Raw genomic sequence first — 10,165 nt, forward strand, 5'->3', positions numbered from 1 at the left:
TCCTAATGGAGGCTAATTACATATCTTTAAGATATGCAATTAGCCTTTTAAATTAATAGACTATTTTAAGTCAGTAAATGTATATTCTGCCCATCCCCATTTTCCAGCACCATCTATTGGTAGATTAATAAATTGAACATTATTAGCATCATATCCAGCAAATGCTACTATTGGAATATAAGGAAGATCTTCAGCAAGTATTGCTTGAGCTTTTTTATAATATTCGGCTCTCTTAGCTTGATCACCAGTAGAGGCTCCTTGAACTAACAAATCATCAAATTCTTTATTACTGTATTCACCATAGTTGCTTCCTACACCTGTACCAAAACGTTTCTGTAAAGCAGCTGGATCTGGTCCCATAAATCCACCTTGTAACTCAAGCATAAAATCCCTCTGTGTCCCAACTTTATCAAACCAAGCATTATACTCATGAACCTGAACCTTTAATTCTATACCAGCTTTAGCTAAAGTTGATTCCATTAGCTTAGCCGCATCAGGATATCCTGAGCCTTCAAATACATCTATAGTAAGGCCTCTTACATAGAAACCATTGGCATCTTTTTTGTATCCAGCATCTTCTAAAATCTTTATGGCTTCTTCAATATTGAATCTAGGAGATGTTTCTTCACTATTTGAAACCCATTCAATTAACGAAGGATACATATTATATTCTGGTTTTTGTACTCCGTTATAGATTTTTTGAGATATCTCTTCTTTATTGATGGCAGTTGCTATAGCTTTTCTTAAATTCACATCCTGTAAGGTCTTATCCTTTAAATTAAATATAATCCTCATAGGAGATGGATATTCATTTAAGGCCAATCTAATATTGCCATTTGCCTCCATTTCTGCTACATTTGCTGATGGCACATTTTCATACACATCTATATCACCGTTTAACAATGCTTGAACAGCAGTGGCATCATCAGGAATAATGGAAAATATTATCTTATCTAGCTTTGGAGCACCTTCATGATAGTTAGGGTTGGGAATCAAAGTAATACTTTCCCCTTGTTTGAACTCTGAGAATTTAAATGGTCCAGAACCTATAGGATTCTTGGAGGCTGGGTTCTCTTCCCATGGTTGTCCATTATTATATACATGCTCTGGTAATATGAAAGTAGCATACCAACCTAAATCAGCAATGAAGGAAACATCTGCCTGATTCATATTAAACACAACAGTATAATCGTCTGGAGTATCAATAGAATCAACTATGGATAATCTTGAACTCATATAATAGGATTCATTAGCTTTTATTGTGTCAAAGGTATATTTCACATCCTCGCTAGTTACATTTTCACCATCATGCCATTTCACATCTTTTCTTAAGTAAAAAGTAATTGCCTTTCCATCCTCACTTACATCCCACTTAGTAGCTAAATCAGGTATAATTTGTTTACTAGCATCTAGCTTAACAAGCCTATTATATATATTCTGTACAATAGGATAGGCATTGTCATCTGGTAAAGTATCTGGGTTAAAAGACATTGGATCTCCAGAAGCTCTTACTATTAATACCTTTTCTTTTCCCGGCTTACTTTCTCCACCTTTTTCACCTTCAGACGGAGTATTAGTTGTAGTCTTAGGAGTACATCCTATTACCATTACAGTGACTAGAACTAAAGCTATGATTGTTAAAAATAACTTTCTCTTCATATTAACCCTCCTTGTCAAATTAGTCTAATCTATCACAAGCTACCATATGACCTGGCCAAACTTCATAGGTAGAAGGATATTTTTTGAAACACTCATCAGTAGCCTTAAAACATCTTGGTGCAAAATAACAGCCTGGTCCTGGATTAACAGGTGTAGGTGGCTCTCCTTCAATATTTATCTTATTCATAATCTCTTCTGGATCAATAGAGCCGCAGTTTGAAATCAAAGTTTGAGTATATGGGTGCCTTGGATCTTTAACCACAGTATCACTATCCCCATATTCAACAACTTTTCCCAAATACATAACTGCTACCTTATCAGAAATATATCTAGTTAAAGCAATATCATGGCTAATAAAAATAACAGCAGCATTTTTCTCCTTACTTAGCTTCAGCAGCATATTTATGATTTCAGATCTTACAGATACATCTAACATAGAAACAGGTTCATCAGCTATTATAAACTTAGGGTTAAGAAGCATGGCACGTAAAATAGATATCCTTTGCAATTGTCCTCCTGATAATTCATGGGGATATCTTTTCATAATATCCTCTGCAGGCCGTAATCCTCCAGACTCTAAAGTTTCTAAACAAATTTTTCTTCTTTCATCTAATGTCTTTCCAATAGAATGGATATCTAAAGGCCTCATTAAAATCTTTTCAATAGTATCTCTAGGCGTAAAAGAGTCATAGGGATTTTGAAATACAATTTGTACCAATCTTCTAAAATCCTTGGGATTGTTTTTCATAAGTTCCCCTGTTGATATATCATCAATGAGTACGTCTCCTTTAGTAGGGTTTTCAAGTCTAGCAAGAATTCTACCTAAAGTAGATTTTCCACATCCAGACTCTCCAATAACTCCAAGTACCTCTCCCTTTTCTAGCTCCAAAGACACACCATCAACAGCCTTTACCCACTGTTTTCCCTTTACCCCTCCTTTAAAGCCTCTCTTTAGGGGATACCACATAGATACATCATCAATTTTTATATAGGAACTTTTCTTTTCCATCTATTCCTCACCTCCATATAGATGACAGCTTAAATTTCTTCCATCCTTCATTTCTAACTTGGCAGGCTTGTCCCTTCTGCACTTATCCGTTACATATTTACAACGTGGAGCAAAGACGCATCCATCATATAATTTAGATAAATCTGGTAAAAATCCACCTATTCCCTCTAATTTTAGTTTATCTCCCTTAAGTGAAGGAAAAGAAGATAATAAACCTTTGGTATATGGATGTAATGGTTCCTTTAGAACATCTTTTACATATCCTATTTCCATGAGTTCTCCGGCATACATAATGGCTACCTTATTGCAAGATGTGGCCACTACAGACATATCATGAGTGATCATAATCCTAGTCATATCTAAATCCTTCTCCATCTTTAGCACTTCATCAAGTATTTGCCCCTGAGTTACAACATCTAGAGCAGTAGTAGCTTCATCCATTACCAATAACTTTGGATTATGAATAAGGCTTATGGCAATAGAAACTCTTTGAAGCATACCTCCCGATAATTCGTGGGGATATAGATTATATACTCTTCCAGATAAATTAACTAATTCAAGCAAACTGGAAATTCTATCGAATATCTCTTTTTTAGTAGCCTTAGGATGGTGAACCTTATAAATATCCTCTACTTGAGTACCTATTCTATGAACTGGTGATAGAGAATTCATAGATTTTTGAAAAACTACAGATAATTCATTCCATCTAATCTTTTTAAGTTCCTCTTCAGATAATTTAGTTAAATCACGTCCTATAAATTCAGCAACTCCTGAAATCTTCGTACTTCTATCGGGCAAAAGTCTAAGCAAAGCCATAGCTAAAGTAGACTTTCCTGAACCCGATTCACCAACAATACCTAAAGAATCCCCTTTATGAATCTTGAAACTTATATCTTTTACAGCATATACACTTTTATGTTTATTTACATAGGTAACGTTAAAATTCTTTAAATCTAATATACTTTCCATCCTTAAACACCCCTTTTAGTCATATGCTTAGGATTAAGTACATGGTTTAATCCATCTCCTAAGAGATAAAATATAGTTACTGTAATTACAATAGCTACTCCAGCATAAGTTGCCACCCACCATGCACTGGTAATATAAGGTTTCCCTTCATATATCATTTGTCCCCAACTAATAGTATTAGGATCTCCAAGCCCTAGAAAGCTAAGGCCTGCTTCTGTTAATATAGCATTTGACATTCCAACTGTTGTATTAGCTATAACAGGGAATATACCATTTGGAATAATATATTTAAATAGTATCTGGCTTTTAGTCTCACCCATGGCAGTAGCAGCCTTAACGAAAGTTCTTTCTCTCAATGATAATGCCTGGGCTCTCATAAGCTTTGCATTACTTGGCCAAGTAGTAAATCCTATTACAATCATTACATTGATAATACTATTACCAAACAAAGCAATAATAAGGAGTATTAAAAAGAATGTAGGAAGCATCATAAATATATTTATAATCTCAGATACAATCTGATCTATTTTCCCGCCAAAGAAACCTGCAATCCCTCCAATTAAAATTCCTAGTATTCCAGAAATAAGAGCTGAAATAACAGCTACTTTAAGGGAGGTTCTGGTCCCATATATAATCATACTGTAAACATCTTGACCCATTTTATTGGTCCCGAGTATATGACCGTTTTCTCCAACTTTATTTAATATATCTCCTCCAAAATAATATGGATCCTGACTTGAAATAAATGGTGCAAATATAACAATTACTAAAAGGAAAATAATTCCTAAGACTCCAAACATAAGCTGTTTATCATTTATAATAACTTTCTTAGCTCTATCAATAACCTTCTTTATATTCATCATGAACCCTCCTTAGTACCTAATTCTTGGGTCGAATACTGCGTATACAATATCTACAATCATCATTACAACTGCAACTGAAATTGACATTACAAGATATATTCCCATTAGAGTAGGATAGTCTCTCTGGGTAATAGCTGTAAGTACCAATCTACCAGTGCCAGGCCATGCAAAAACAGTTTCTATGAGAGCTACTCCAGTAATTAGATAAGCCATAGATATACCAAAAATTGTAATGGTAGGTAAAATAGCATTTCTAAAAATATATTTATTAAATATCTTTTTCTCACTCATACCCGTAGCCCTTAAGGTAAGAATAAAATCCTCATTGGTGACCTGTAAAATAGAAGACTTTGCAATTCTAAAATAAAGAGGAATCTCAACCAATAAAAGTGTACCTACAGGAAGTATCATATGTTTCATTACATCCATCACATAAGCCATTCCAGTATAAGAAGCTCTAGGGTCTGTCATTCCATAGGTAGGAAGTAGTTTTAAAACAGATGAAAATATGATAATGAGCATTAGCCCTAGCCAAAAGGAAGGCATAGAATTTAGTATATAAGAAAAACCTGAAAAAATAACATCAATAATTGACCCCTCTTTTCTTGCTGCTACAATCCCCATTAATGTACCTATTATAAGGGATAGTATGCCTGAAGTTAAAACTAGTAAAATAGTTGCAGAAAGCTTTTCAGAAATCATTTCCGTTACGGGCCTGTTGTAAATAATAGATGTTCCCAAATCACCAGTTAAAGCGGTTTTTAAATAAACAACAAATTGAGTAGGTAACGGCTTGTCCAACCCATATTTTTGTTCTAATGCAGCTCGCAGTGCCGGATCATCAGTTTCTTTTCCCATAAGAGTCTTTATAGGATCCCCAGGGGCTAATCTAATAATTATAAAATTAATAGAAAAAACTATAAGAATCGTTAGTAGCCCCGTCAAAATTCTCTTTCCTATGTATTTTTTCACCTAACTCCCTCCCATTTCTTTTGTAATGTAACGCTTTAATGTTCAATGGTGAACCTGTTCACCTCTAAAATGTTATTAACACAATAACATAATAAAGTCTTTATGTCAATTATTTTTTTGAAAATTTTTTCTTTTCTAAGTTTTTAGATTCCCTAAAGAATTTAGTAATTTTACTTTTTTTTTCCTAATAATTTGCTATAATGTTAGTTAAACAATAAAGTTTTATTTATTAAAGGAGGAAAACATGCCTAAGCAAACGTTTTTTAACTTACCTTCTGATAAAAAAGAAAAAATAACTCTTGCGGCTTATGAAATATTTACTAACGAAGAATATGAAAAGGTGAGCATTAGGAGCATAACAGGTAAGGCTGAAATTTCAATAGGTAGCTTTTATAAATATTTTGATGATAAAGATGACCTTTATTTATATCTATTAAGTAATATTGAAAAAAAAATATATGCTAAAGAAAAAGAAAAGACAGGATATTTTCTAATGAATAGCGAAGTTATTCCTATCGAAGAAATATGTACTCCAGAGGAAATAGAATTTAATCGTACCTGGTACAGAGCACCCATAGAAGTTATGATGAAATTTTACTTTGGCAAGTACAGCAAAGAATTAAATAGCAATGTAATGGACGAGCTAGTGGAACTTAAAAACTCTGGCAAGCTAAAAGACTCTGTAGACATAGATTTTATTTTCCATATCTATGCAACTTCAATGTTTAATATATTAATATATTTTCGTGATAACAATATAACGGATGTAAATGAAAAACTTAAAATGAAGATAAATTATTATACTGAACTATTTCTTAAAGGAATTTTAAAAACGGAGTAGAGAACAATTAATTGTCCTCTACTCCGTTTTACTTTACATTTTTTGTTATAGTCCTATTTTGTCATATAAATCTATATTTTATTTTGCATATAACTTAATACCTGTTGTATCAAAGTATTGTAGCAATTCTGGTAATACATCAACTGATACTTTTTCACCGTCCTCAGTGATAAAAGTGTTATTGTTAAGCTTAATATAAACTGGATTGTTCGAGTTATACCACTCTACTAGCTTAGCTTGTGCTCTTGGGTTATTATTTAGGTAATCTGTATCAAAAGCCTCATCACCTATAATAACTGCACTAACTGGAAGGTCTTCTATATCTCCTACTAATGTTATCTTTCCTTTGGCTACTTCTGTTAATGTAGCTCCATCTTCACCTGTAAATATTACTTCTATTTGCAAGTTTGACGCTACTACTCCCTCATGTGCTCTATATGTTGCTTTATATAATCCTGGCTCAACCTCTGTCATTTCATTTCCAAGCCTATTAGCTGAAGGTCCAAATGGAAGCATTATTCTATAATATGCTTTACCTCCTGCTGGTGCATTAAAGCTTATTTCTAAGGTTTCATCACTTCTAAGCTCAGTATTTTCAGTTGGCTGGAGATTTGTAATTCTTCCTGGTTCTGGATCAACAGGTCCTTCACCTGCTATTATCTTAACTTTTCCTTCTGCCATTTGTGTTATTTCGTATCCATATTCATTTCTATATACTACTTCAATCAATAAATTTTCTGCTCCTGTTTCTTCTGGCACCGTCCAAGTTCCAGTATATAATCCATCTTCTTCTGTCATTGGTATTCCTATTTCATTGCTTTGTAACCCAAATGGAACCATTATTCTAAAATATCCTTGCCCTCCTGTAGGTGCATTGAAGCTAACTCTTAATACATCCCCTGCTCCAAGTTCTATATCTTCTGATGGCTGGATATTTGTAATAGTTGGTGACTCTAACTCTACTAATACAGTTCTTACAACTGTAGTTACATTTCCTGCTCCATCAGTTGCTTTTACAGTAATAGTATTTTCACCTTGGTCTAGCATCAATCTTTCATGGAAACTATTAGATTCATCTACTAATATCTCTTTATCATTTATCTCTAATTTCGCTAAACCAATATTGTCGGTTACAGTACCTATTACATGAACTGATTCTTCTTTTATCTTAGCATTGTCTAACGGTTTTTCTACTGTTAAAACTGGTGCTAATTTATCTTTTATTACCACTACTGATGCTGATGGTTCTGTTTCTATTCCATTCAACTCAGCTGTTACCTTAATTGTATTTCTTTCTTCTGGTATAGGTACTTCTACTGCAAATACTCTATTCTCAGAATCTATTGAGGTTGCCTTTACATCGTTTACATATACATTTACCTTACCATCTGCTGTAACCTTTCCTTCTACTCTTATTGTATCTTGATTTGTATAGCTTTCTGGAGCTAAATTAGTTATTGCCGGAACATCCATTGCATATTCCATTCTTGCTCTAATCATCAATCCGCCTTCAATATCTTCAGAGCTTATTAATTTAAATTCTCCGTCAACATTCATATATGATCTATCTGCATATAGTGAATTTTGGTCTATACCTGTTCCTGGACACTGAGTACCTGCTGTGTCTTGGATTGTTGAGATATAGAAGTCTTTATCTGTTGAGAAGCCAAAGCTTGATAGGTCTATATAGTTCCATGCCCCTCTAACTACATCTTGGAATATTGGTTCTCCAACTTTATATGGTTTTCCATTTGCATCTATTCCATATATTGTAAATCCTATTCTGTTTCCTCCCGGACTTGGCCATGAAGTATCCCAGAAGTAAATATTTGTACCTTTTACTTTACCAAATTGATCTGGTGTAAATCTTACTGCCAATCCATTAGGTGCTGCATTTAGTACTAATGCATTTTCAGCTGTTCCATCATCATAGATTATATTGTCTTCATAACCTACAAATCTCTTTAATCCTATATTTACATCTACTGTTTCATTTCCAACTACATCTACTGTAGTTTCTCCTGGCTCAAATCCATCTGCTACTACCTTAAGTGTATATGTTCCCTCTAGAACATTAGGAATTACGAAATATCCCTCTGCATCAGCTGTAACTGGTGCTACTCTTGGATCTTCTACTACTCTTACTACAGCATAAGCTGCCGGAGTTTCATAATATCTGTCAAATACTCTGCCTGTAATAGTTCCTTGTGGTTTAGGTTCTAATATGAAGTTTGATTTTGCAGTTTGGTCCTCAACTACATTTACTCTGGCTTCCTTAGAATAATATCCATAAGCTTCTGCTACTAGAGTATATTCACCAATTGGAGATCTCATAAAGAATTTACCTGTAACAGGGTCAACTTTAACACTTCTTCCCGTTTCCAATACTGTTACTACAGCATCAGATATTGGGATTCCTGCAAATACCATTGGCATATTTTGAACTTCTATATCTTCTATTGTTTCAAAGTTATTAGCTCTAAGCATTTCTTCTGCTTTCAAGCTATACTCAGGTGCTGTTGGTTCTACATAATCTACTTTATCAATCTCATCTTTTTCAACTTCTAATTCCCCTAATCTCATCATACCAGCATCCACATTACCCATTGATTTCTTCCTTGCTACTGGCCTAATTAAAGGATTATCAACTGTTGGTTCAGCATTATCGTAGTCCATAATGGCTCTAATCATTACAGCTACCTCATAGTCTGCACCTGCATCTGCTAATGGACTTAATTGTCCTCCAATATTCAGATAAGATTTGGTCCAATCTGATGTAGAGTTATCATCTAGACCAGTTCCTGGACTATTATCACCAATCGCATCTTGCATAGTTGATATATAGAAATCACTACCTGTTGAGAAATTAAAGCCAGAAAGATCTATTAGATTCCATCCACCTCTAACTAAATTATTCAAATACATAGGCGTTCCTACTTGATTACCATTTGAATCATAAATAACAAATCCTAATCTATTTCCTCCAGGTGTCGGCCAATCATTACCCCATAGATAAATATTAGCAGCTTGAACTTTTCCAAATTGTGATGGAGTAAATCTTACTGCCAACCCATTTCCTGCTGCATTTAATACTAATGCATCTTCCGCCGTTCCATCATCATAAATTAATTCTTCGCCTTCAATTGGCTCTGGTTCCACATGGTCTATACCCATAACATATATATCATCAATATACCACCCAGTATATACTCCTGAAGTATCTGAGTGGAAGAAGAATCTTAATTTTATGGTTTCTCCACTATATCCTGTTAGGACTATTTCCTCATTAGCCCATTCTTGGACTCTTCTTCCATATTTCCCACCTGCTGCTGGAGTTATATTGGTCCAAGTAGCTCCATTATCTTTAGAGATTTGTACTTGACCATAATCCCATAGAGTTGTTGTTCCTTCCATATCAACCCAGTGATTGAATATTAATATACCATCTTTATCTTCTGGTATCACTATAGATGGAGTTTCTATATAGGCATCAGTTCTATGGTCATAATTTCCTGCAAGATTAGTAGCCCATAGTTTTTCACCTGAATATGCTGCATTAGGTCCAGATGTTGGCACTCCCCATGCCCATGGATTAGCAGTTCCAGCTGTAATACCTGTTACAAATCCACCATTATCATTTTCAAAATCCGTACCAAAGAGAATCTGTGCTTCCACTGGAACAGCGGATACCTCTTGTGCATAACCACTTATATTACCAGAAAAATCTACTGCATTTAATACATAGTAATATGTTGTTCCAACAGTTCCTTCAGTATCTTGATAATTATTGCTAGTAGTTTCTCCTATCTTAACATATCCTTCACCTGATGTTTCTGAGCGATAAATATTATA

Annotated in this window: 7 protein-coding genes; 1 reads left to right on the plus strand and 6 read right to left on the minus strand. The window is 34.2% G+C overall.

The genetic code is table 11. The features are described 5' to 3' along the window. Nucleotides 1–60 precede the first annotated feature (60 nt). From RDK80_RS08455 to RDK80_RS08475, 5 genes are read right to left on the minus strand one after another with little or no spacing between them, the layout of a single operon-like run. Complete coding sequence (locus tag RDK80_RS08455) at nt 61–1,659, minus strand: ABC transporter substrate-binding protein (RefSeq protein ID WP_308524025.1); 1,599 nt, start codon at nt 1,657–1,659, stop codon at nt 61–63. Between the two features lie 19 nt (nt 1,660–1,678). Further along, a complete protein-coding gene (locus RDK80_RS08460) occupies nt 1,679–2,668 on the minus strand; it encodes an oligopeptide/dipeptide ABC transporter ATP-binding protein (protein WP_308524026.1) in 990 nt (329 codons plus the stop codon). Then, the gene (locus RDK80_RS08465) at nt 2,669–3,637 is read right to left on the minus strand and encodes an ABC transporter ATP-binding protein (RefSeq protein ID WP_094899532.1); all 969 of its coding nucleotides are present in this window, start codon (nt 3,635–3,637) and stop codon (nt 2,669–2,671) included. It lies immediately after the preceding gene. Nucleotides 3,638–3,639: 2 nt separating this feature from the next. Continuing rightward, nucleotides 3,640–4,497 carry an ABC transporter permease gene (locus tag RDK80_RS08470; RefSeq protein ID WP_094899531.1) on the minus strand — a complete coding sequence of 286 codons (858 nt, stop codon included), beginning with the start codon at nt 4,495–4,497 and terminating at the stop codon, nt 3,640–3,642. A gap of 12 nt (nt 4,498–4,509) precedes the next feature. Continuing rightward, the gene (locus RDK80_RS08475; protein ID WP_216558853.1) at nt 4,510–5,472 is read right to left on the minus strand and encodes an ABC transporter permease; all 963 of its coding nucleotides are present in this window, start codon (nt 5,470–5,472) and stop codon (nt 4,510–4,512) included. A gap of 244 nt (nt 5,473–5,716) precedes the next feature. Here RDK80_RS08475 and RDK80_RS08480 point away from each other — a divergent pair, with 244 nt between their 5' ends. Continuing rightward, nucleotides 5,717–6,313, plus strand: coding sequence for a TetR/AcrR family transcriptional regulator (locus RDK80_RS08480; protein ID WP_094899530.1), 597 nt, complete (start codon nt 5,717–5,719; stop codon nt 6,311–6,313). A 78-nt stretch (nt 6,314–6,391) separates the two neighbouring features. Here RDK80_RS08480 and RDK80_RS08485 read toward each other — a convergent pair. Beyond that, on the minus strand, nt 6,392–10,165 hold a 3,774-nt coding region (locus RDK80_RS08485), incomplete at its 5' end, for a carboxypeptidase regulatory-like domain-containing protein (RefSeq protein WP_308524027.1).

It is taken from the genome of uncultured Tissierella sp. (assembly GCF_902479755.1).
GTDB classification, from domain to species: Bacteria; Bacillota; Clostridia; order Tissierellales; family Tissierellaceae; genus Tissierella; species Tissierella carlieri.